Below are 22,471 nucleotides of genomic sequence, written 5' to 3'. Positions count from 1 at the left end.
TCAGATCCCGTCGCCTCTCGCCCGGCGATGCAGGAGCCAGGTACCGCCCGCGGCGGCGACGGCCAGAGCCGCCACACCCGCCGTGGTCTGCACGGGGCCGGGGCCCAGAGCGCCGCCGACCCCCGTCTTCACACTGCCGTGCGGCTGCACCTGCCCGTGCGCCCCGGCCATGGTCACCGTCAGGTCCCCCGTGACCCGCTTCCCGCCCTCCGCACACCGCGCGACGATCTCGTAGGTACCCGGCTGCGCCCCCGCCGGTACCTGGAACTGCCCGATCGCCTCGCCCTCGTGCGTGGTCGGCGCCAGCGCGAACGTTCCCGCGCCCACCGCCCCCGCGTCACCGACCGCCACGCCCTTCTCCCCGCAGGCCGCGGTGTTCACGGTGACCTGGCTGCCGGGCAGCGCGGTGGACGGGTACACCCGGAGGCCGCCTGCCCGCGCGGCCGTCGGGTGCGCCGCGCCCGCGTGGGCCGGAACGGTACCGAGACCGGCCGCGGCCACGGCCAGCGCGGTACCGGTCAGCAGACGGGCGGTGCGTCGCATGGTGCTCCCCAGAGCTTGTCCGACTCATGTCCTCGACTCGTGCGGCGCGGGGGACGTGCCCCCGCCCTTCCGAGGTAAAGGCCACCGCGCCCGGCCCGCCTCCCGAGCAGCCGCCCCCGCTGCGGTGAACGGGTGGCGCCCGCCGCCTCCGCACGGGTGAGCCGTTCTGACGTAACAGCAGCTCAGGGCCGCATCGAGGGCACGGAGCCAAGTGCACACGAATGGCGTGCGGCCGGGGGGAAAGCGAAAACGGTGCGCCGGACCCCGACGCACCGTCAGCCACCGCTCGCGCGAGGAGGCTCAGTTCACGTTCACCGCGCTCCACGCCGCCGCGACCGCGCCGTACTCCGCGCTCCCGGCGCCGTACAGGTCCCTGGCCGCGTTCAGGGTCGCCGTTCGGGCGCCCGCGTACTTGGTGGACGACGTCATGTACACCGTCAGCGCGCGGTACCAGATCCTGCCGACCTTGTCCCGGCCGATGCCGGTCACCGACTGGCCGTTGGCCGTCGGGGAGTCGTAGGAGACACCGTTGACGGTCTTCGCGCCGCTGCCCTCGGCGAGGAGGTACGCGAAGTGGTTGGCGACGCCGGAGGAGTAGTGCACGTCCAGGTTGCCGAGCGAGCTGCTCCAGTAGTCGGCCGAGTTGCCGTCCTTGGAGGGCTTGTCCATGAAGCGGAGCGCGGCCTTGCCGAAGCCGGGCTTCACGATGCGCTCTCCGATGAGGTAGTCGCCCTTGTCGGTCGCGTTGTCGGCGTGCCACTCGACCATCGTGCCGAGGATGTCCGAGGTCGCCTCGTTCAGGCCGCCGGACTCGCCCGAGTACGTCAGCGCGGCGGTCTTGGAGGTGACGCCGTGCGTCATCTCGTGCCCGGCCACGTCCAGCGCGACCAGCGGGCCGAAGGTGGTGCCGTCACCGTCGCCGTAGGTCATGCAGAAGCAGCTGTCGTCCCAGAAGGCGTTGTTGTAGTTGCTGCCGTAGTGGACGCGGTTGTACGAGCCCTTGCCGTCGCCCGCGATGCCGTTCCGGCCGTGGACGTCCTTGTAGTAGTCCCAGGTCTGGTCGGTGCCGTACTGGGCGTCGACGGCCGCCGAGGCGCGGTCGGCGGTGGCGCCGGTGCCCCAGTGGTTGTCGGCGTCGGTGAACACCGTCGAGGGGGCGCGGCTCAGGCAGATCCCGAGGATGCACAGGTCGGTCTTGTTGGCCGCGTCGCCGGTGTACGTGTTGCCGCGCGTGGCGTCCTTGAGCTGGTACGCCGAGCCCGACTGGGTCGTCTGCAGCGGAACCGTGCCGCTGTAGAGCGACTTGCCGTCGCCCGCGGCCGTCTCGATGCTGTCCCAGGCGTCGATGCGGGCGCCGGTGCGGGCGTCGGTCAGCACGGTGCGGCCCACCGGGTTGCCCAGGGTGTCCAGCCCGACCGCGTTGGTCCGCCAGGCCAGTCTCGGCCTGCCGTGCAGGGCGTCGACGACCAGCTCCGGCTTGGCCTTGGCCTGCTTCAGCTTCCGGGGGCTCGCGGAGCGCAGCGCGTCCACCGCGATCCCGGCCGCCTTCGCGCCGCTCAGCTTCGGTGTGACGGTGGGCAGTTCGAGCGCCGAGCGGGTGGCGCGGTCGGCGCCGCGGTATCCGCCGCCGGAGTCCAGGTGGACCACGAAGTCCCCGCCGAGCACGGGAAGCCGGTGGTAGGTGCGGTCGTAACGGACGTGCTGCGTACCGTCCTTGTCGACGATCACGTCCCGGACCTCGGTGCCCTGGCCGGCGGTGAGGCCGAGACCCGCGGCATGGGACACGAGGAGGGAGGCCGCGTCCGCGAGCGTGGTCGCCCGCTTCGGCGCGGTGTCGGCCTGGGCGGCGGGGGACAGGGCGGTGACCAGCAGTGCCGCCGCGGCGGCGGCGCCGGTGGCGGTGGCGATGCGACGGGACCCGGGGACGTGCTGCCGTATCCGGCTCATCGGTCTCCTTGGGTTGAGGCGCCTGCGAGGCGTGGGGGTGGCGCTGATGTCCTAGAGATTTAAGGGGCCATGACATGTCATGTCCATAGCACCGGCAGGGGGTCCGATGGCGTTCTCGTGGAGATCCCCCACGGGGCGTGACGGCGCGTGGAGATCCCTCAGGGGACCGGCGGCCAGGACGCGCCCGCCAACGCCCGCTGGATGCCCCGCTCCCGCGGTCCGAGGAACTTGGGGGGCGGCTGGAACACCGCGTCCAGCGCCGCCTTGCCCGCGGCGAAGACCTCGCGGGTGCCGCCGTAGAACCAGGTGGCGTCGTGCACGTCCTCCACGCCCAGGCCGTACGACGAGACGCCGGCCGCCTCGCACAGCGCGACCGCGCGGCGGACGTGGAAGGTCTGGCTGATCAGGATGGCCTGCCGCACGCCGAAGACGCGGCGGGCCCGGACGCAGGAGTCCCAGGTGTCGAAGCCCGCGTAGTCACTGACGACGCGTTCGGCGGGGACGCCGTGGCGGCTGAGGTAGGCGCGCATCGCGCTCGGTTCGTCGTAGTCCTCACGGCTGTTGTCTCCGGTGACCAGGACCGCCTTGACGCGGCCGGCGCGGTACAGGCGGGCGGCCGCGTCCAGGCGGCGGGCCAGGTACGGGGACGGGCCGCCCTTCCACAGGCCCGCGCCGAAGACGACCGCGACGTCGGTGCGCGGCACGTCGGCCGCCGTACGCAGCCGGTCCGCCGTGGAGAGGTGCAGCCAGGTCGACGGCAGCAGCGCGAGCACGCACCCCGCGACCACGCCCCGCACCAGCCGTCGGCGCCCCCGCACCGTGTGCGGCAGCCTCGGTCGGCCCGTCCTCATCCCGCCCCCCGTGTTCGTTCCCGTGCCGGAGGACGTGATCCGCGGCCGTGCGGTTCACTCCGGCCCCGCACGACGGAACAATTCCGTCACCCCTGCCGCGCGATGTCCGTACCGGCGCTTACTGTCGAGGCATGGAAGGCACCGCACACCCCTCGGCCTACGATCCGACCTCCGTCGAACGCTGGGCACCCGAACCCGACAAACGCCCCGGCCGCACCGCCTTCCAGCGCGACCGCGCCCGCATCCTGCACTCCGCCGCGCTGCGCCGCCTCGCGGGCAAGACCCAGGTCGTCACGCCCGGCACCCGCACCCCCGCCTGGGACGCCACCCCCCGCACCCGCCTCACCCACTCCCTGGAGTGCGCCCAGGTCGGCCGCGAGCTGGGCGCGGCCCTCGGCTGCGACCCCGACCTCGTCGAAGCGGCCTGCCTCGCGCACGATCTCGGCCATCCCCCCTTCGGTCACAACGGCGAACAGGCGCTGAACGAGTTCGCGGACGACATCGGCGGCTTCGAGGGCAACGCCCAGTCCCTCAGGCTCCTCACCCGCATCGAGCCCAAGCGCTTCACCCCCGAGGGCTCCGTCGGCCTCAACCTCACCCGCGCCACCCTGGACGCCGCGACCAAGTACCCCTGGCCGCGCGGAGCCCACCCCACGGACCCGAAGTCCCCCAAGTTCGGCGTCTACGACGACGACCGTCCCGTCTTCGACTGGGTCCGCAAGGAGGCCCCCGGCACCCGCACCTGCTTCGAGGCCCAGGTCATGGACTGGTCGGACGACGTCGCGTACTCGGTGCACGACGTGGAGGACGGGCTGCACGCCGGCCACGTGGACCCCGACTGCCTGCACGCCACCCCCGAGCGGGAGGCGGTCTTCGAGGTCGCCATCGGCCGATACGTCCCCGCCGACACCGATCCCGCCGAACTCGCCGAGGCCCTAGACCGGCTCCAGGACCAGGAGTGGTGGCCGCACGGCTACGACGGGACCGCGGTCGCCCAGGCCCGGCTCAAGGACGCCACCAGCCAGCTCATCGGCCGCTTCTGCCTCGCCGCCGAGACCGCCACCCGCGCCGCGTACGGCACCGGCCGCCTCACCCGGTACGGCGCCGAACTCGTCGTACCCCGCGAGGCGCGCATGGAGTGCGCGGTGCTCAAGGCGGTGGCGGACCGGTACGTGATACAGCGCGCCGAACAGGAACTGCTCCGCGCCGATCAGCGCATCGTCGTCGCGGAGCTGGCCGAGGCCCTCACCCTGCGCGCGCCGGACGGGCTGGAGCCGCAGTTCAGAGCGCTGTTCGACGAGGCGGAGAGCGACCGGGCGCGCAAGCGGGTCGTCGTCGACCAGATCGCCTCGCTGACCGACGCGTCCGCCCGCACGCTGCACGCCGGGCTCACCGGGCATATGTAGCGGGTACATGACGGGAGGTGGCCCGTTTCCGGCCATCCCCTCTTCCCGCACCACCTCGCGTGCGGGACGCTCGCCTGAAGGCGGCATCGTTACGAGGAGGCATCAAGTGGTCGACGCGGATCAGACGTTCGTCATCGTCGGAGGCGGGCTGGCCGGAGCGAAAGCGGCCGAGACGCTCCGCGCGGAGGGGTTCACCGGCCGCGTGATACTGATCTGCGACGAGCTGGACCACCCCTACGAGCGCCCGCCGCTGTCCAAGGGCCACCTGCTCGGCAAGGAGGAGCGGGAGCGCGTCTTCGTCCACGAGCCCGCCTGGTACGCGCAGAACGACATCGAGCTGCACCTCGGCCAGACCGTCGACGCCGTCGACCGCGCCGCCCGGACCGTCCGCCTCGGCGACGACGGCACCCTGGTCCGCTACGACAAGCTGCTGCTGGTCACCGGCGCCGAACCCCGCCGCCTCGACATCCCCGGCACCGACCTCGCGGGCGTCCACCATCTGCGCCGCCTCGCCCACGCCGAGCGCCTCAGGGGCGTGCTGGCCGCCCTCGGCCGGGACAACGGCCATCTGGTGATCGCGGGTGCCGGCTGGATCGGCCTGGAGGTCGCCGCCGCCGCCCGCGCGTACGGCGCCGAGGTCACCGTGATCGAACCGGAGTCCACCCCGCTGTACGGCGCCCTCGGCCCGGAACTCGGCAACCTCTTCGCGGAGGTGCACCGCGAGCACGGCGTCCGCTTCCACTTCGGGGTCCGGCTCACCGAGATCATCGGACAGGACGGCATGGTCCTGGCAGCCCGCACCGACGACGGCGAGGAGCACCCGGCGCACGACGTGCTGGCCGCCATCGGCGCCGCCCCTCGTACGGCCCTCGCCGAGGCGGCCGGCCTGGAACTGGCCGACCCGTCCGTGGGCGGCGGCATCGCGGTGGACGAGCGCCTGCGCACCTCCGACCCCGACATCCACGCCGCCGGTGACGTGGCGAACTTCCCGCTCCCGGGCGGCCGGCTGCGCGTCGAGCACTGGGCCAACGCCCGCAGCGGCGGCGCGGCGGCCGCCCGCGCGATGCTCGGCCAGGACGTCACCTACGATCCCGTGCCCTACTTCTTCTCCGACCAGTACGACCTGGGGCTGGAGTACAGCGGCTGGGCACCCCCCGGCTCCTACGACCAGGTCGTGATCCGAGGCGACGCGGGCAAGCGGGAGTTCATCGCCTTCTGGGTGCGCGAGGGCCGGGTGCTGGCCGGGATGAACGTGAACGTGTGGGACGTCACGGAGCACATCCAGCGCCTCATCAGGTCCGGCGCCGAGGTGGACGTCGACGCCCTCGCCGACCCGCACGTCCCGCTCGCGGACCTGATCCCCTGAGGGCCTGTCTTCCGGATCCGGCCGGCCCAGAGCCGACGGCGCCGTCGTGCCGGACCCCGCGACCCCGGCGAGATCCGGAAGACGGGCCCTGGGAACCGGGCGCGCGGGGAGCGCCCCCGGACCCCCGTAGAATTCATGCGTGGCAGGACGGATCAACGACGAGGACGTGAAGGCGGTACGGGACGCGGTCCCGATCGACGCCGTGGTCTCGGAGTACCTCCAGCTACGCAACGCGGGCGGCGGCAACCTCAAGGGCCTCTGCCCCTTTCACGACGAGAAGTCGCCGTCCTTCCAGGTCAGCCCGAGCAAGGGACTCTTCCACTGCTTCGGCTGCCAGGAGGGCGGCGACACCATCACCTTCGTGATGAAGGTGGACCACCTCTCCTTCTCCGAGGCCGTCGAGCGCCTCGCCGGCCAGGCCGGCATCACCCTGCGCTACGAGGAAGGCGGCTACAACCCCGCCCACCAGCGCGGCGAACGCATCCGCCTGGTCGAGGCCCACAAGATCGCCGCCCAGTGGTACGCCGAGCAGCTCGCCTCCAGCCCCGAGGCCGACACCGGCCGGATCTTCCTCGCCGAACGCGGCTTCGACCAGGCCGCCGCCGTCCACTTCGGCGTCGGCTACAGCCCCCAGGGCTGGGACCACCTCACCCGCTACCTGCGCGGCAAGGGCTTCAGCGACAAGGAACTGATCCTCTCCGGCCTCGCCCAGGACGGCCGCCGGGGCCCCATCGACCGCTTCCGGGGCCGCCTGATGTGGCCCATCCGGGACATCGGCGGCGAGGTCGTCGGCTTCGGCGCCCGCAAGCTCTACGAGTCCGACAACGGGCCCAAGTACCTCAACACCCCCGATACCGCGATCTACAAGAAGTCCCAGGTCCTGTACGGCATCGACCTGGCCAAGCAGCAGATCGCCAAGTCCAGCCGGGCCGTCGTCGTCGAGGGCTACACCGACGTCATGGCCTGCCACCTCGCCGGGGTCACCACCGCCATCGCCACCTGCGGCACCGCCTTCGGCGGCGACCACATCAAGATCCTGCGCCGGCTGCTCATGGACAACGGCTCGGCCCGTGTGATCTTCACCTTCGACGGCGACGCCGCCGGGCAGAAGGCCGCGCTGCGCGCCTTCGAGGACGACCAGAAGTTCGCCGCCGAGACCTACATCGCCGTCGCCCCCGACGGCATGGACCCCTGCGAACTCCGCCTCGCCAAGGGCGACGAGGCGGTCGCCGACCTGGTCCAGCCCCGCACCCCCCTCTTCGAGTTCGCACTGCGCCAGATCGTCGCCCGCTACGACCTCGACACCCCGGCCGGCCGCGCCGCCGCGCTCGACGAGGCCGCGCCGGTCGTCGCCCGGATCAAGAACAGCGGCGCCCAGCACGAGGTCGCGGTCGACCTCGCGGGCATGCTCGGCATCCTCGACACCCAGTTCGTGGTCAAGCGCGTCGCCCAGCTCGCCCGCTGGGCCCGTGACCGCGGCGGCAAGGCCGCCCCGCAGACGCAGTCCCGCGCCCCGCAGCAGAGCTGGGAGGCCGCGCCCCGCGCCACCGGCGGCCCCGCCCTCACCCTGCGCAACCCGGTCTACGCCACCGAACGCGAGCTCCTCAAACTCGCGCTTCAGCGACCGGAGTTGGTGTCTCCCGCCTTCGACGCCTACGGCCTCGACGAGTTCACCGCACCCCCCTACGCGGCCGTCCGCCAGGCCATCGCGGAGGCCGGCGGCGCCGAGTTCGGCACCCAGGACCCCCAGGAGTACGTGGTCCGCGTCCGCGAGGCCGCCCCCGACGACACCGTACGGGCCATGGTCACCGAGCTGGCCGTGGAGACGATCATGCGCCGCACGGTCGACGAGACGTACGCGGGCATGGTGCTGGTGCAGATCAGGCGCCGCGCCGTCAGCCGCCGCCTCGCCGAGCTGCAGTCCACCCTCACCCGGCTCGGCAGCACCGACCCGGCCCAGTCGGCGGCCGTCCAGAACGAGATGATGGTGCTCACCCGGTACGACCGGGCACTCCAGAACGAGGGCCCGGACGCCCTCTAGCGCTGTGACCGGAAAGGTTCACCGGACGCCGCGAGCCTTCCGGCAAACCTTTCCAGTCACAGCACTGACGCCCCAGGATCACCACGCGGTCACGGACCGGAAGCAAAAAGTCACCGCAAGACCCTCGTGGCGAAGATGTGTCGTACCCCACACTGGGGGCGGTGCCCGAGTCCCCGGAGCGCAGGCCGTCGACCTCGCGCTCCGCCGCGCCGCTGCCGCACCCCCCCGGAGCAGCGATCATCCTGGAGGTCGCCCCCGTGCAGACCCACACCCTCACGCAGACGGCCCGTGGCGCCCACGGAGGTGCCGAGCCGGGCCTGCTCGGGGCCGTGCCCGCGCAGAGCCATGGCGACCCGGAGGCGGCCCCGGAATCCCTGCCGGAGGACGCCCCCGAGCCTTCGCCCGAGGTGCTGGCCGACGGCGGCGACGAGCTCGTGACGCCGGTGCGCGCCACCTCCCGCACCGAGAGCGGTGGCCCCTCCGCCGACCTGTTCCGCCAGTACCTCCGCGAGATCGGCCGCATCCCCCTGCTCACCGCCGCCGAGGAGGTGGAACTCGCCCGCCGGGTGGAGGCCGGCCTCTTCGCGGAGGAGAAGCTGAGCGGCACGGACGTGCTGGACAGCGGGCTCGCGCTCGACCTCGACCGGATCGTCGTGATGGGCCGCATGGCCAAGCGCCGCCTCATCGAGGCCAACCTGCGCCTCGTCGTCTCCGTCGCCAAGCGGTACGTGGGGCGGGGGCTGACCATGCTCGACCTGGTCCAGGAGGGCAACCTGGGGCTCATCCGCGCGGTGGAGAAGTTCGACTACGCGCGCGGCTACAAGTTCTCGACCTACGCCACGTGGTGGATCCGGCAGGCCATGTCACGCGCCCTCGCCGACCAGGCCCGCACGATACGGGTGCCCGTGCACGTGGTGGAGCTGATCAACCGGGTCGTCCGTGTGCAGCGGCGCCTGCTGCAGGAGCGGGGCCATGAGCCGACCCCCGAGGAGGTCGGCGCCCATCTCGAACTTCCGCCCGAACGGGTGCGGGAGGTCCTGCGCCTGGCGCAGGAACCCGTCTCCCTGCACGCGCCGGTGGGGGAGGAGGACGAGGTCGCGCTGGGGGATCTGATCGAGGACGGGGACGCGGCCAGCCCCGTGGAGTCGGCGGCGTTCCTGCTGCTGCGGCAGCATCTGGAGGCCGTGCTCTCCACCCTCGGGGAACGTGAGCGCAAGGTCGTCCAGCTGCGGTACGGCCTGGCGGACGGCCGCCCGCGCACCCTGGAGGAGATAGGCCGCCTGTTCGGTGTGACACGGGAGCGGATACGGCAGATCGAGTCCAAGACCCTCGGCAAGCTCCGGGACCACGCCTACGCGGATCAGCTCCGGGGCTATCTGGACTGAACCCCGCCCGGCACACGGGCAGTCGCGGGGCAGGCGGCACGGGTGGACGCGGCGGCGACGCGCGCCCACCCCCGCCCCGCCTCAGTCGACCTCGGCCACCGCCTGCGCGAACTGGGCCTTGTACAGCCGGGCGTAGGCGCCGTCGGCCGCCAGCAGCTCGGCGTGCGCGCCCTGTTCGACGATCGCCCCGTTCTCCATCACCAGGATCGTGTCAGCGTCCCGGATCGTGGAGAGACGGTGGGCGATCACGAAGGACGTACGTCCGTCGGCGAGCTTCGCCATCGCCTTCTGGATGAGGACCTCGGTCCGCGTGTCCACGGAACTCGTCGCCTCGTCCAGCACGAGGATCACCGGCTCGGAGAGGAAGGCCCGGGCGATCGTGATGAGCTGCTTCTCGCCGGCGCTCACCCCGGTGCCCTCGTCGTCGATCACCGTGTCGTACCCGTCGGGCAGCGTACGGATGAACCGGTCCGCGTGGGCGGCCCGCGCGGCCTCCTCGATCTCGCCACGGGTGACCTCGCGGGAGGAGCCGTAGGCGATGTTCTCCGCGATGGTGCCGCCGAACAGCCAGGTGTCCTGGAGCACCATGCCGATCCCGGCCCGCAGGTCGTCGCGGGACATGGTGCGGACGTCCACCCCGTCGAGACGGATCCGGCCACCCGTGACGTCGTAGAACCGCATCAGGAGGTTGACCAGTGTGGTCTTCCCCGCGCCGGTCGGGCCGACGATGGCCACCGTCTGGCCCGGCTCCACGGTGAGCGAGAGATCCTCGATCAGCGGCTTCTCCGGGTCGTACCGGAAGGACACGTGGTCCAGCTCCACCCGGCCGCGCCGCTCGGCGGGACGCGTGCCCGGCACCGGGTCCGCCTCCTGCTCCTCGGCGTCCAGCAGCTCGAACACCCGCTCCGCCGAGGCCACCCCGGACTGCACCAGGTTGGCCATGGAGGCGACCTGGGTCAGCGGCATGGAGAACTGGCGGGAGTACTGGATGAACGCCTGCACGTCACCGATGGACAGCGTGCCCGAGGCCACCCGCAGACCGCCGACGACGGCGACCAGCACGTAGTTCAGGTTGGACACGAACATCATCAGGGGCTGCATGACCCCGCTGTGGAACTGCGCCTTGAACGCGGCCTCGTACAGCTGCTCGTTCTGCTCGGCGAACTGCCGCGCCGACTGCTCCTGACGGCCGAACACCTTCACCAGGGTGTGCCCGGAGTACATCTCCTCGATGTGGGCGTTCAGCGTGCCGGTGGTGCGCCACTGCTGCACGAAGTGCGGCTGGGACCGCTTGCCGACCCGCGTGGCCACCACGAAGGACAGCGGCACCGTCACCAGCGCGACCAGCGCGAGCAGCCAGGAGACGTAGAACATCATCACCAGCACGCCGATGATGGTCAGCACCGCGTTGATCAACTGGCCCATCGACTGCTGGAGCGTCTGCCCGATGTTGTCGATGTCGTTGGTGGCGCGGGAGAGCACCTCACCGCGCTGCCGCTTGTCGAAGTAGGACAGCGGCAGCCGCGACAGCTTGGTCTGCACCTGCTCGCGCAGCCGGTACATCGTGCGGTTCACGGCCCGGTTCACCAGCCGGGTCGCCACCGCCATCAGCAGACCCGCGACCAGGAACACCCCGAGCGCCAGCAGCAGCACTCGGCCGACGGCGTCGAAGTCGATGCCCTGGCCGGGCGTGAAGTCGGTGCTGCGCAGCATGTCCGCGACCGAGCCCTGGCCCCGCGCGCGCAGCGAGTCCAGCACCTGCTCCTTGGACGCCCCCGCGGGCATCCGCCGGCCCACGATGCCGGCGAACACCAGGTCGGTGGCCTGGCCGAGGATCTTCGGGCCGATCACGTTCAGCCCCACGCTGACCACCACGCAGGCCAGCAGGCCGTAGATGGTGACCCGTTCGGGCCGGAACTGGGCCACCAGCCGCCTGCCCGAGTTCTTGAAGTCCATCGACCGCTGGTCGGGGCCGCCCCCGGCCATCATGCGCCCCATGGGACCGGCCATCAGGCGGCCTCCGCTTCCGTGAGCTGGGAGAGCACGATCTCCCGGTACGTCTCGTTGCCCGCCATCAGCTCGTGGTGGCGGCCGGAGCCCACCACCCGGCCCTCGTCCAGCACGATGATCCGGTCCGCGTCGCGGATGGTCGCCACCCGCTGGGCCACGATCACCACGGTGGCGTCCGCCGTCTCCCGGCCGAGCGCCGCGCGCAGCGCCGCGTCCGTGGCGTAGTCGAGTGCGGAGAAGGAGTCGTCGAAGAGATAGATCTCCGGGCGCTGGACCAGCGTGCGGGCGATGGCCAGACGCTGGCGCTGACCGCCCGACACATTGGTGCCGCCCTGTGAGATCGGCGCTTCGAGACCGCCCTCCAGCCGCTCCACGAACTCCCTGGCCTGCGCGGTCTCCAGCGCGGCCCACAACTCGTCGTCGGTGGCGTCCGGCTTGCCGTAGCGCAGGTTGCTGCCGACGGTGCCGGCGAACAGGTACGGCTTCTGCGGGACCAGGCTCACGGTGCGGGCCAGCAGGGCCGGGTCGGCCTCGCGGACGTCCACCCCGTCCACCAGGACCTCGCCCTCGGTGGCGTCGAACAGCCGGGGGACCAGGCCGAGCAGGGTCGACTTGCCGCTGCCGGTCGAGCCGATCACGGCCGTCGTCTCGCCCGCCCGCGCCACCAGGTCGATGGAGCGCAGCACCGGCTCCTCGGCACCCGGGTAGCCGAAGCCGGCGTTGCGGATCTCCAGGTGTCCGCGCCCGCGCAGCCCGGTGACCGGCGCGGCCGGCGGCACGACGCTGGACCGGGTGTCCAGCACCTCCTGGATGCGCTCGGCGCACACCTCCGCGCGCGGCACCATCATGAACATGAAGGTGGCCATCATCACGGACATGACGATCTGCATCAGATAGGCGAGGAACGCGGTCAGGTCGCCGATCTGCATGCCGCCGCTGTCGATGCGGTGCGCGCCGAACCACACCACGGCGATGGACGACACGTTCACCACGGTCATCACCATGGGGAACATCAGCGCCAGCATCCGGCCGGTGGCGAGCTGCATCTCGGTCAGGTCGCCGTTGGCCTTCCCGAACCGCCCCTGCTCGTACTCGTCGCGGACGAAGGCGCGGATCACGCGGTTGCCGGTGATCTGCTCGCGCAGCACCCGGTTCACGGTGTCCAGCCGGGTCTGCATGGACCGGAACAGCGGCCGCAGCCGGCGCACGATCAGCATCACGCAGACACCCAGCACCGGCACCACCGCGATCAGCACGGCGGACAGCGGCACGTCCAGCCCGAGGGCCAGCACGATGCCGCCGACGCACATGATGGGCGCCGACACCATCAGCGTGAACGTCAGCAGGACCAGCATCTGGACCTGCTGCACGTCGTTGGTCGTTCGGGTGATCAGCGACGGCGCGCCGAAGTGGCCCAGCTCCCGGGAGGAGAAGGACTGCACCCGGTCGAACACGGCGCCGCGCAGGTCCCGGCCGAGCGCGGAGGCGGTACGGGCGCCGAAGTACACGGCTCCGATGTTGCACACGACCTGGACCAGCGAGATGCCGATCATCAGGGCGCCGAAGGTCAGGATGTAACCCGTGTCACCCTCCACGACACCGTTGTCGATGATGTGCGCGTTGAGGGTGGGCAGGTACAGCGTGGCGCTGGTCTGGAGGAGCTGGAGCACCACCAGCAGGGCGATGGGTTTCTTGTAGGGCCTGAGACAGGTCCGCAGCAGTCGTATGAGCACGCTTGTCTCTCGGAGTCGGCGGTGGGGCGGTGGAACTGCCCATGGCCCTATCGTCGGGCACTCCACCGGTGTTACCTCAACCGATTAACCCATCAGTGCCCCACCGCCTCCGGCCGGTACGCGCCCTTACGCCCGGAACGCCCCCGGATGCGTCTGCTCCCGCACCGCCACGTACTGCTGGCGCACCGCCTGCCCCACGGCCAGGTCCTCGCCCGGCTCCAGCACCTGTGCGGCCGCTCCGTGCCAGGCGGGCGGGGTCCGCGGGTCCAGGGTGCCCTGCGCGGCCCCTAGGGCCCACGCGGCCTGGCGGGCGGCACCGATCGCCGCGTAGTCGGCGGGCTGCGGCACGACCACCTGCACCCCGAACAGCGACGGCGCCATCGCCTGGACGGCGGGCAGCTCGGCGGCCTGCCCCAGCAGGAAGATCCGCCGCACCGCCACCCCCCGCCCGCGCAGCACGTCCAGCGCGTCCGCGAGCCCGCACAGCATCCCCTCGAAGGAGGCCCGCGCCAGGTGCTGGGCCTTCATCGACTCCCGGCGCAGCCCGGCCAGGGTGCCCGCGGTGTGCGGCAGGCTGGGGGTGCGCTCGCCCTCCAGGTAGGGCAGCAGCACCAGGCCGTGCGAGCCGGGCGTGGACGTGAGCGCCAGCTCGGAGAGGGCCTCCAGACCGGGCAGGCCCAGCAGTTCGGCGGTGCCGCGCAGGGCCCGTACGGCGTTCAGCGTGGTGACGACCGGGAGGTGCATGCCGGTGGCGTCGGCGAGGGAGGTGATCATCCCGCTCTGGTCGGCCAGCGCCTCGGTGTGCACGGCCATCACCGAGCCGGACGCGCCCAGCGAGACCACCGCGTCGCCCAGGCCGATCCCGAGGCCGAACGCGGCTGCCATCGTCTCGCCCGTACCGGCGGAGATCAGCAGACCCTCCGGGGTGGTGCCCGCCGCCTCGGCCGGGCCGATCACCTCGGGCAGCGCCACCTGGTGGCCGAGCGCCAACTCGACCAGGTCGGGCCGGTAGGCGCCGGTGGCGGCGGACCAGTAGCCGGTGCCCGAGGCTCCGCCCCGGTCGGTGGTCCGGCGCGCCGGCCGCCCCAGCAGCTGCCAGACCAGCCAGTCGTGCGCCTGGAGCAGTACGGCCGTGCGCCTGGCGTTCTCCGGCTCGTTCTTCGCCAGCCAGCGCAGCTTGGTCACCGGCCGCGCGGCCTGCGGCACGCAGCCGACCGCCTGCGCCCACGCCTCCCGGCCGCCGAGCGTGTCGATCAGGTCGGCGGCGGCCACCTGGGCCCGCTTGTCGGCCCCGGCCATCGCGGGGCGGACGGTGTTGCCCTGCGCGTCGAGCGGGATCACGGCGTTGGCCTGCGTGGAGACGCCGATGGCCTGCACGCCCTCCAGTAGCCCGCCGCCGGCGGCCTCCCCCAGGGAGAGCAGCCACGCCTGCGGGTCGACGTCACTGGGCCGCGGGGCGCCGTCCGGCACGTCCAGCGGATGCGGGGCGTACCCCTGGCGCAGCACGGCCCCGGTGTCCGTGTCGCAGACCACGATGCGAGTGAATGCGGGCGAACTGTCCAACCCGGCGACTATCCCCATGGTTCAGATTCTGCCGCAGAGCGGGGGCTGCTCCGGCCGGTACGCCTGTGCCCCCTGAAGCCGCTGCTCCGGGGGCACGCGCGCGGGGTGTGCCGGTTCAGGGGTGGCTGGTGCCCCAGTCGTCCTCGGCCGGCCGTCCGTGGCCGTTGCGGCCGAGCCGGGCGCGGACGCGGTCGGTGAACGACTCGGGGACGTGATCGCCGACCTTCTCGCTCATCGTGTGCAGTGCCTTGCCCGCGTAGACCTTGCCCTGCTGGGCCGCGACCTTGCCATGCTGTGCCGCGGTCTCGGCGGAGTTGCGCACGGCGGGGTTCTGCGCGATCCCTCGAGCGGCCTTCTTGATCTGCTCGTAGCGCTGCTGGCCGGCGCGTGCTCCGAGTACGTATCCGACGGCCAGTCCGGCGACGAACGTGAGCCGGTAGCGCATGTGGGCCACCCTTCCTTGCGTAGTCCCTGACGGGGATCTGTGGTGCTGTGCCGGCGCCGGAGGCGAACCGATTGGCGGAGCACCCCCCTGCTTGCGCTAATGTATGTGTCGCAGCGAGCGCCCGCCCCCTGGCAAATACCCAGGTGGATGCGTTCGATGCAGACGAAGCGATCCCCTGTAGCTCAATTGGCAGAGCAGCCGGCTGTTAACCGGCAGGTTACTGGTTCGAGTCCAGTCGGGGGAGCTTCGGTCCCCTGTAGCTCAATTGGCAGAGCAGCCGGCTGTTAACCGGCAGGTTACTGGTTCGAGTCCAGTCGGGGGAGCGCGTTGAACGAGGACCCTGCGGGGTCCTTTTTCATGCCCTGTCCGCTGTCCGGGGACGCCGGGGGAGCCTGGCGGAGTCGTTCCAGGTCAGGGAAGCAGCGCGGAAGCCGACCATCCGAAGCAGGAGATCGTATGAGCGGCTATGCTGCGGCAGACGGCGCGCACAGTTGTGCGCGACACGCCGCGAGGGGCGGTAGCTCAGCCGGTTAGAGCAGCGGACTCATAATCCGTCGGCCGTGGGTTCGAGTCCCACCCGCCCCACCCGCACCAGCACCCGGGTACGTCCAGGGTCTTTCGTTCTGGACCAGCCCCCCGCGAACCGGCCTGATCCGAACGAGGGGCCCTAGCCCACGTACGCCGGAGAGACCGCGGCCATCGCCACGCGGTGGGCCCGGCCCGTGCCGTCGGCCGGGACCGTGTAGAGGTCGGCGCCGTAGTCGCCGGGGAGGGCGTAGACGACCGTGTGGTCGTCGCGCCACACCAACTGGTCGTCCACGCTGCGGGGTTCGGCGAGGGGTGTTTCCCGGCCGGTGCTCAGGGTCAGGACGTACAGGTGCCAGGGGGCGTCCTTCGGGGCGCCCTTGACGCGTTTCTTGTAGGCGATACGGGTGCCGTCCGGGGAGAGGGACGGGCACTCCACGTTCGGGTGCAGTGTGGTGAGCGTGCGGGTGCGCAGGTCGCCGCGGACCAGGTAGGTGCTGCCGTGCGTGGCCATGGTGGCGAAGAAGGTGCGGTCGTCGGCCGCGAAGGTGATGCCCCAGAAGTTCACGTCCGCCGCCCGGTAGGGCCGGCCGTCCCTGACGATCCGGTACGCCTCCAGACTCGGGGTCAGCCGCCCGGTACGGGTGTCGGCGATCGCCGCACGGGTGGAGAAGGCGGTACCGGCGTACGAGTCGCCGCCCACGAACGCCGTCCAGGCCGCGAACCGGCCGCTGGGGGACACCCGGGCGCGCGAGGGGATGCCCGGTACGTCGTAGCGGGCGCGCTCCTTCAGCCCGGCGTCCAGGATGACCGCGCGGTAGGTGTCCCGGACCGGTCCGTGCACCGCCCGCAGGCACACTCCGGTACCCGAAGCGGCGTAGAAGCGCAGGCACTTGACACCGGACGCGGTGCGCGGGCCGGCCGGGTCGGCGGCCGGGGCCGACACCAGCTCGTCGCGGTGCGGACCCCAGGCCATGTTCCGGAAGACCACGCGCGGGCCGCCACCGGTCAGCGTGAGCCGTCCGGCGGTGATCCGCGGGCCGCCCGGGCGGGGCTCGTCGCGCCGGGCGGCCCGGGCCGAGGCGTGCAGCACGGACGCCGCCGCGACAGCCGCCAGGACGACGAGCGCCGATGCCAGGATCAGGACACGGGAACGGAGGGTCATGCGGGCCTTTCCGGGGAGGCGGGCGACGGGGACACCGAAGGCCGGGCCGGGCTCGGCGGCGCGACGGGCCGCAGGGCGAGCGCGAGGAGGCCGCACAGCGCCAGGGCGACGGCGGAACCGGTGAGCGCCGCGCGGTCGCCCCACGCCGTCCAGGCCGCGCCGAAGCACAGCGAGCAGGCGAAGCGGGCCAGTGCCTGGCCCGTCTGGACCAGGGCGAGGCCGGAAGAGCGGAGTTCCGGGGGCACGGTGTCGGAGGCCGCTGCCATCAGCACCCCGTCGGTCGCCGCGTAGAAGGCGCCGTGCAGGAGCAGGACGGCGTACGGCAGGGCGGGGCCGTGCCAGGAGGAGAGCAGCAGGCCGTAGGCCAGGAGCAGGGCGAGGTGGCCGCCGACGAACACCCGCCAGCGGCCGGTCCGGTCGGCGATCCGGCCCAGGGGCACCGCCGTCAGGAGGAAGGCCGCCGCCGTCCCGAGCGGCAGCAGCGCGAACCAGCGGGCCGGCACGTCGAGCCGCCGTTGCAGCAGCAGGTAGACGAACGAGTCGCTGACCGTGGCGAGTCCGAGCAGCAGCGCGCAGACGGCGATGCGGCGCAGGTCCCGGCGGCGCAGCAGGGCGAAGGCGGACCGCAGGGTCGCCCGGCCGGCGCTCGGCGGCAAGGGGGTCGCCGCGCCTCCCGGTACGAAGAGCACCAGTACCAGGACACCCACCACCGCCACGCAGAAGCTCACCGTGAACACCGCGTCGTAGCCGTCGACCGTGGCGCGCAGGACGAGGAAGGCGGCCAGTGGGCCGAGCAGGGCGCCCGCCGTGTCCATCGCCCGGTGCACACCGAAGGCCCGGCCGCGGGTCGCGGGGGTGCTGGACAGGGAGATCAGCGCGTCGCGCGGGGCGGTGCGAAGGCCCTTACCGGTGCGGTCCAGCGCCAGTACCAGGCCGATCGGGGTCAGCGTCCGGGCCACCAGCAGCAGCGGCTTGCAGGCCGCCGACAGGGCGTACCCGGCGCCCGCCACCCACTTGTGGCGCCCGCCGCCCCGGTCGGCGAGGTGGCCGCCGGCCAGCCGGACGAGTGCCGAGACACCGTTGTAGACGCCGTCGAGCAGCCCGAATCCCAGCGGGGTCAGGCCGAGGCCCGCCACCAGGTACAGGGGCAGCACGGCGGTGACCATCTCCGAGGAGACGTCGGTGATCATGCTGACCGTGCCGAGCGCCAGCACGGTGGGGGCGACCGCGGTGAGGCGCCGCCCGGCCCTGGGCCGGACGGCGTCCGCCGCGGACACCGCCGACCGGGTCGCCCCGGCGTGGCTGTCCGCTACGTACATGTCACGAGGTCCAGATACCGGTGATGTCCTTGCCGGAGGCGGCGTTTCCGGCGTGTGGCAGGCCGTGCATGTCCTCCAGCGTGCGCAGCAGGTCGTAGTGGTTGTAGGTGGCCGACGAGGTGGAACCCGCCGTCACGGGCTGGCCGTACAGCACCGTCGGGATGCGGTTGCCGCTGAGCCGGTTGTCCTCGTCGAAGGTGACGACGAGCAGGCTGTTGTGGGTCCTGGCCCACGTCGCGTAGGCGCCCAGCTTGTTCTTCAGCCAGGTGTCGCCCGTGGAGACCGAGCAGTCGTGCATGTCGCTGCACAGGTCCGGGACGACGAACGAGACCTGGGGGAGGGTCGAGTAGTCCGCCGGGAACTGGGTGAAGGTCTTGGCGGTGGACGTGGGTACGTTGCTGAAGCCGAACCACGGGTTGTGCTTGCGCGCGTAGTTCCCGCTGCTGCACGTGGTCGAACCCTGGCCGGGCAGCGTCTCGTTGTAGCTGGCCCACGACTTGCCCGCGCCGATCAGCTCCGAGGCGAGGTTGGGCGCGGAGGAGAAGCCCGGGGTGTAGCAACTGTCGTCGGTGATGCCCTGCGTGGAACCCGAGAACAGGGCGAAGTAGTTGGGCTGGCTGGGGTGGGTCTCGCCGTAGGAGGCGGTGAGATCGGCGCCGCCGGTGCGCAGCGAGTTGATGTACGGCGCGCTGGAGGAGCCGATCACCTGGCTGTAGGCGTGGTTCTCGAACACCACGACGACCGTGTGGTCCGGGGTCGGGACCGAGGCCGCGGCCTGGGCGGGCGAGGAGCCGCCGACCCCCGACCACAGCCACGCCGCGGCGGCGACGAGGGCGAGAGCGGACGCCACGGCGGCACGGCCGCGGCGGTGGACGTTTCTGCCGGACACTTCTGACCTCCGGAGGGGGAGCGGAGCGTGGGGGATGCGTCACGAGCATGTACGCGCCAATCCAGCGTCGCCCCACGGCACCCGTCCCGCCAGATGAAATCCGGATGAACGCCGGCTCCCAGCCGTCTTCGGCCCGATTCCGGTGGTCCGTGCCGCCGTCCGCCGGGGCGGACCGCCGGGCGCGTTCCGGTAAGCGGGCGACCCCGTCGCGTACGACTCCGACGCGCCGCCGCACACCGGCAGGACCCTGGACGGCGAACTCCGGCTCGCAGCGGCCGCCTCGGGTGCCGTCGCGTGCTGCCCGTCACTGCTTCACCCGCCGGGCTCCCCCGCGTTCCGGCTCAGCATCGTCGCCCCCAGCAGGGTCAGGGTGTGGATGACGGAGTTCCCGTGGCGGTGGCTGGTGATGAGGCCGGCGTCCCGGAGGGCGGTGGTGTGATGGGTGGCGGTGGCGGGGGTGACGCCGGCGCGGTGGGCGGCCTCGGTGGTGGTGGCGCCGGCGGCGGCCGCGCGCAGCACCCTCGCCCTCGCCCGGCCCAGGAGGACCTCCAGGGAGGCTGAGCCCGCGGCCGGGCGCGGTGGCTCGTGGTGGACGGAGTAGGCGAGGACCGGGGGCAGGGCGGGGTCGGCCAGGGAGACCGGGCTCTTCCAGCAGAAGTAGGAGGGGATCAGGAGCAGGCCCCGTCCCTGGAGGCGGATGTCGTGCTCCGTCGGGTAGGTGCCGATCTCCAGCCGGGGGTGCCGCCAGCGCACCGCCGGGCCGAGGCCGCCCAGGAGGCCCTCGGTGCCGCCGTCGAGCGAGTGCCGCGCCAGCCGTACGCGCTCGGTGTGCACGCCCTCGTGCATCCACTCCTCGTGCGGCTCGATCACCGCGCGGTGGTAGGCCCGCAGGACGCTCACCAACTCGGTCCGCGACTCCCTCTCCGGCAGCCGGGCGAGGTGCGCGGGCACGCGCCGTATCCGGGCCAGCACCGCCAGTTCCGCCGTCACCCGGGCCGGGGGCGTCGCCAGGATGGCCTTCAGCCCCGCCTCCAGACCGTCCGCGCCCTCCAGCGGGGTGAGGAAGTCCGGCCAGTACGACGCGCGCGGATACAGCGGGAGCAGGATGTGCCGGACCGCGCTCTCCAGCCCCGCCTCCCGTAACCGCTCGCGGGCCGCGCGGTACCAGTGCGCGTAGGCCCAGCGGCCGGCCGGTGTCTGGAAACGGTGGAGGCTCGCGGCGATCTCCCACAGGGCGTGCGGGGCGGCGGCGACCCGCGTCCTGGCCAGATCCTCCGCAGTGAAATGGAAGCGAAGCACGCTCAACACCCTTTCCACCGGCGTCATTTCACCCTGTTCGAATGAGCATGACAGCCGAAAGCGCACACCGGAGCATGAACTCGCTCCGCCGCACCGATCCCCGAGGCACCACCCGCACCTCCGCCTGTCCCCGGCCCATCGAACGAGCCCGCGAACCGAGCCCACGGAACGAACGGACACCGAAGGAATCCGATGGCGAAGATCCTCACCCACCCGGCCGCGGCGGCGGCCCTGCTCGCGGCCCTCGCCGTCTCGGCGCCCGCGACCGCGTCGGCCGCCCCCGCCGACACCTCGTCGGCTGCCGCCAGTTGTTACGGCGGCGCCGTCACCGTCAGCTACGGCGACGCCGCCGAGTTCGGCCCGTACACCACGACCTCCCGCTGCTCCGACATCAACCTCCGCATGGTCAGCGGCGACGCCGAGTTCGTCTGGGCCTGCGTGAAGTTCGTCCGCGTCGGCGAGTGCAACTACTGGACCAAGGTCGGCCGGAGCTGGAAGACCATCGCCACCGACGTCAAGGACGGCAGCAAGTTCACCATGCCCCTCGGCGTCGACCTCGAAGGCGCCTCGGCGCGCGTCCAGATCGCCTTCTGAACCCCCGTACGGGCCCCAACTCCCGCTCTCCACTAGTGATCGGACCCACCATGACCCGCACCCGGAGAACCGCGGCCGTCCTCGCCGCCACCACCGCGCTGCTCGCCGCCGGCGCCACCGCCCCGGCCGTCGCCCAGCCCGAGACGGCCGCCGCCACCTCCTGCTACGGGGGCGCCAAGTCGCTCACCTACCGCTACTCCACCGCCGCGGTCGAGTACGGCACGTACACCACCACCTCGCGCTGCTCCGACATCAACATCAAGCTCAGCAGCTCGGCCACCGGCTTCCTGGACGCCTGCATCGTCTTCGTGGACCACACCACGCTGTGCAACCACGACAACACCTACTCGACGTTCGGCCCGCAGTGGGCGGCCGTCGCCACCGACGTCAAGGACGGCACCCGCTTCAAGCTGCGCGTGCACGCCTACGACACCGACGCCCAGAACGTCCCGTTCCAGCTCGCCTTCTGACCGCAGACGCCTTCTGGACGGAAACACAAGGGAGTTCACGATGACCTTCTCGCCGAACCGCCGCACCATCCTGCGCGGCACCCTCGCCGCCACCGCGGGCGTCTTCGCCGGGCCCGTCCTGCTCTCGGGCAGCGCGCAGGCGTACAACTGGACCCGCACCATGAACCAGGGCGCCAGCGGCGCCGACGTGACCGAGCTGCAGATCCGGGTGGCCGGCTGGGCGGCGGACTCCGCCTCGCAGTCGCGGGTGAGCGTCGACGGCGACTTCGGCCCCGGCACGGCCGCCGCGGTGCGCCGCTTCCAGGCCGCGTACGGCCTCTCCGTCGACGGCAGCGCCGGTCCCGCGACCCAGGCGCAGCTGAACGCCTTGGAGCAGTCCGACGGTTCGACCGCGCACTTCAACTGGAGTGAGTTCTACGACCGTTCCAACGGAAACTTCAACGGCGGCAAGGTGAGCGCGGCCGCCGTCAAGGAGAACGCCCGCCGGGCCATGTACAAGCTGGAGGCGCTGCGCAAGAAGCTCGGCAATGTGCCGATCACCGTCAACTCCGGTTTCCGCAGCATCGCGCACAACGCCGAGATCGGCGGCGCCAGCGACAGCATGCACCTGTACGGCACCGCGGCCGACCTGGACGTGCCCGGCGTCTCCAACCGCACCGTCTACCAGAAGGCCGAGACCTGCGGCTTCTCCGGCCTCGAGCACTACGACACCGACCACCAGCACGTCGACAGCCGTGCCGACCTCGGCCGCTCCTGGTGGTGGGAGAGCGGCACCATCTGATCCGCCGCCGCCCGGGGCCGGGGACCGCACGAGGTCCCCGGCCCCCCCCCCCCCGCCCCCCGCCCCCCACCGCCAGGGGACCGCCCCCCCCCCCCCCCGCCCCACGCCCCCGCCGCCCCCCCCCCGCCCGCGGCCCCGG

Annotated in this window: 18 protein-coding genes and 3 tRNA genes; 10 read left to right on the top strand and 11 right to left on the bottom strand. The window is 72.3% G+C overall.

The window, feature by feature from the left end; translation table 11 throughout:
• The 3 genes from ACWCV3_RS26420 to ACWCV3_RS26410 form a co-directional block, all read right to left on the bottom strand.
• The gene (locus tag ACWCV3_RS26420) at positions 1-543 is read right to left on the bottom strand and encodes a hypothetical protein (protein WP_451229020.1); all 543 of its coding nucleotides are present in this window, start codon (positions 541-543) and stop codon (positions 1-3) included.
• A gap of 300 nt (positions 544-843) precedes the next feature.
• Positions 844-2,490 carry a M4 family metallopeptidase gene (locus tag ACWCV3_RS26415; RefSeq protein WP_451229017.1) on the bottom strand — a complete coding sequence of 549 codons (1,647 nt, stop codon included), beginning with the start codon at positions 2,488-2,490 and terminating at the stop codon, positions 844-846.
• A gap of 158 nt (positions 2,491-2,648) precedes the next feature.
• A complete protein-coding gene (locus tag ACWCV3_RS26410; RefSeq protein ID WP_451229014.1) occupies positions 2,649-3,341 on the bottom strand; it encodes a SanA/YdcF family protein in 693 nt (230 codons plus the stop codon).
• Between the two features lie 131 nt (positions 3,342-3,472).
• Here ACWCV3_RS26410 and ACWCV3_RS26405 point away from each other — a divergent pair, with 131 nt between their 5' ends.
• The 4 genes from ACWCV3_RS26405 (at position 3,473) to ACWCV3_RS26390 (ending at position 9,539) form a co-directional block, all read left to right on the top strand.
• Complete coding sequence (locus tag ACWCV3_RS26405) at positions 3,473-4,747, top strand: deoxyguanosinetriphosphate triphosphohydrolase (RefSeq protein ID WP_451229011.1); 1,275 nt, start codon at positions 3,473-3,475, stop codon at positions 4,745-4,747.
• Positions 4,748-4,853: 106 nt separating this feature from the next.
• A complete protein-coding gene (locus ACWCV3_RS26400) occupies positions 4,854-6,113 on the top strand; it encodes an NAD(P)/FAD-dependent oxidoreductase (protein ID WP_451229008.1) in 1,260 nt (419 codons plus the stop codon).
• Between the two features lie 139 nt (positions 6,114-6,252).
• Positions 6,253-8,154 (top strand): DNA primase, encoded by a 1,902-nt coding sequence (dnaG, locus tag ACWCV3_RS26395; RefSeq protein WP_451229005.1) that lies wholly within the window; start codon positions 6,253-6,255, stop codon positions 8,152-8,154.
• Between the two features lie 161 nt (positions 8,155-8,315).
• Positions 8,316-9,539: an RNA polymerase sigma factor gene (locus ACWCV3_RS26390; protein ID WP_451229002.1), complete on the top strand. Its 1,224-nt coding sequence runs from the start codon at positions 8,316-8,318 to the stop codon at positions 9,537-9,539.
• Between the two features lie 81 nt (positions 9,540-9,620).
• Here ACWCV3_RS26390 and ACWCV3_RS26385 read toward each other — a convergent pair whose 3' ends face one another.
• The 4 genes from ACWCV3_RS26385 to ACWCV3_RS26370 form a co-directional block, all read right to left on the bottom strand.
• A complete protein-coding gene (locus tag ACWCV3_RS26385; protein ID WP_451228999.1) occupies positions 9,621-11,549 on the bottom strand; it encodes an ABC transporter ATP-binding protein in 1,929 nt (642 codons plus the stop codon).
• Positions 11,549-13,282: an ABC transporter ATP-binding protein gene (locus ACWCV3_RS26380; RefSeq protein WP_451228996.1), complete on the bottom strand. Its 1,734-nt coding sequence runs from the start codon at positions 13,280-13,282 to the stop codon at positions 11,549-11,551. The genes ACWCV3_RS26385 and ACWCV3_RS26380 overlap by 1 nt, the downstream gene beginning before the upstream one ends.
• A gap of 126 nt (positions 13,283-13,408) precedes the next feature.
• Entirely contained in the window at positions 13,409-14,863 is a 1,455-nt protein-coding gene (locus ACWCV3_RS26375; protein ID WP_451228993.1) for a xylulokinase, read from the bottom strand.
• A 97-nt stretch (positions 14,864-14,960) separates the two neighbouring features.
• Positions 14,961-15,290 (bottom strand): YtxH domain-containing protein, encoded by a 330-nt coding sequence (locus ACWCV3_RS26370; protein ID WP_451228990.1) that lies wholly within the window; start codon positions 15,288-15,290, stop codon positions 14,961-14,963.
• Positions 15,291-15,461: 171 nt separating this feature from the next.
• Here ACWCV3_RS26370 and ACWCV3_RS26365 point away from each other — a divergent pair.
• The 3 genes from ACWCV3_RS26365 to ACWCV3_RS26355 all read left to right on the top strand — a co-directional run bounded on the left by ACWCV3_RS26365 (position 15,462) and on the right by ACWCV3_RS26355 (position 15,875).
• A tRNA-Asn gene (locus tag ACWCV3_RS26365) sits at positions 15,462-15,534 on the top strand.
• A 6-nt stretch (positions 15,535-15,540) separates the two neighbouring features.
• Positions 15,541-15,613: transfer RNA gene (locus tag ACWCV3_RS26360), tRNA-Asn, on the top strand.
• A gap of 188 nt (positions 15,614-15,801) precedes the next feature.
• Positions 15,802-15,875 (top strand) — tRNA-Ile (locus tag ACWCV3_RS26355).
• An 82-nt stretch (positions 15,876-15,957) separates the two neighbouring features.
• Here the strand turns inward: ACWCV3_RS26355 and ACWCV3_RS26350 are convergent.
• From ACWCV3_RS26350 to ACWCV3_RS26335, 4 genes are all read right to left on the bottom strand, one after another.
• Positions 15,958-16,980 (bottom strand): TolB family protein, encoded by a 1,023-nt coding sequence (locus tag ACWCV3_RS26350; protein WP_451228987.1) that lies wholly within the window; start codon positions 16,978-16,980, stop codon positions 15,958-15,960.
• Entirely contained in the window at positions 16,977-18,299 is a 1,323-nt protein-coding gene (locus tag ACWCV3_RS26345) for an MFS transporter (protein WP_451228984.1), read from the bottom strand. Before ACWCV3_RS26345 ends, ACWCV3_RS26350 begins: the two co-directional genes overlap by 4 nt.
• 1 nt (position 18,300) lies before the next feature.
• Complete coding sequence (locus ACWCV3_RS26340) at positions 18,301-19,188, bottom strand: alkaline phosphatase family protein (RefSeq protein WP_451228981.1); 888 nt, start codon at positions 19,186-19,188, stop codon at positions 18,301-18,303.
• A gap of 312 nt (positions 19,189-19,500) precedes the next feature.
• The gene (locus tag ACWCV3_RS26335) at positions 19,501-20,487 is read right to left on the bottom strand and encodes an ArsR family transcriptional regulator (protein ID WP_451228978.1); all 987 of its coding nucleotides are present in this window, start codon (positions 20,485-20,487) and stop codon (positions 19,501-19,503) included.
• 192 nt (positions 20,488-20,679) lie between these two features.
• Between ACWCV3_RS26335 and ACWCV3_RS26330 the strand changes: the two genes are divergently transcribed.
• The 3 genes from ACWCV3_RS26330 to ACWCV3_RS26320 are packed head-to-tail and all read left to right on the top strand — an operon-like array spanning position 20,680 to position 22,332.
• Positions 20,680-21,081: a hypothetical protein gene (locus ACWCV3_RS26330; RefSeq protein WP_451228975.1), complete on the top strand. Its 402-nt coding sequence runs from the start codon at positions 20,680-20,682 to the stop codon at positions 21,079-21,081.
• Between the two features lie 50 nt (positions 21,082-21,131).
• Positions 21,132-21,551 (top strand): hypothetical protein, encoded by a 420-nt coding sequence (locus tag ACWCV3_RS26325; protein WP_451228972.1) that lies wholly within the window; start codon positions 21,132-21,134, stop codon positions 21,549-21,551.
• Positions 21,552-21,591: 40 nt separating this feature from the next.
• Positions 21,592-22,332, top strand: a complete 741-nt coding sequence (locus ACWCV3_RS26320) for a D-Ala-D-Ala carboxypeptidase family metallohydrolase (protein ID WP_451228969.1) — start codon at positions 21,592-21,594, stop codon at positions 22,330-22,332.
• The last annotated feature ends 139 nt before the right edge of the window (positions 22,333-22,471 follow it).

This window comes from Streptomyces sp. NPDC001781 (assembly GCF_053596035.1).
This window is presented reverse-complemented; position numbering and strand designations above follow the sequence as displayed.